At 54.7% G+C, this 589-nt stretch carries 1 protein-coding gene; it reads right to left on the reverse strand.

What is annotated here, in order from left to right; genetic code table 11:
• Positions 1-589: MvaI/BcnI family restriction endonuclease (locus ACXJKJ_RS31345; protein WP_457395542.1), on the reverse strand; the 589-nt coding region annotated here is incomplete at both ends.

The following is a 589-nucleotide window of genomic DNA, read 5'->3' on the forward strand; positions in this document are numbered from 1 at the left end:
CGCATTATCTGTGCGGGAACAAACGCGGCCTTGGCGTGCTTTGACTTCCAGTGATCTAGCAATTTTGCGAATGACCATGACATCGCTACATCACCCGCGTGATCGATCATCACCACTGCGCCGTCCGGACGGTACTTCTGGCTTTGCCGATCATATCCGTGAAGGTCTATCCGGAGCTTCTTGTTCGATTTGATCTCGGCCCCGACTTTGTATACGCCGCCGAAGTTGGTTCGACCAGATATTGTCCGTGCGGCGTGACCATATGCAGTCAGGAATGCCTCAATTCCATCCGAAACGTACGTTCCTCCATCCGGTTCGGGTGTGAACAGCGTAACAACGCTACTTCCTGGCTTCTCAGAGTTCGTTACGCCTCGAGCCTTGATCTCCCAGCCGTGAAAGTCAGGTAATGCAAACCCATTTGAGCGGATCCCGAGCAGTGCCTCAAGCGTATTGCCGTTGCAGTTGGTTGCCCTGCAAGGGACGACAACGCCGCGTCTGTCCAAACGAATCGAGTCGTTCCACCCCGAGCGGTGAATCCTTGCAAGTGCCCCCAACAGAGCGAGGTAGTCGTCTGAATCCGAGTTGTGAG

Source organism: Roseateles sp. P5_E1, from assembly GCF_054049335.1.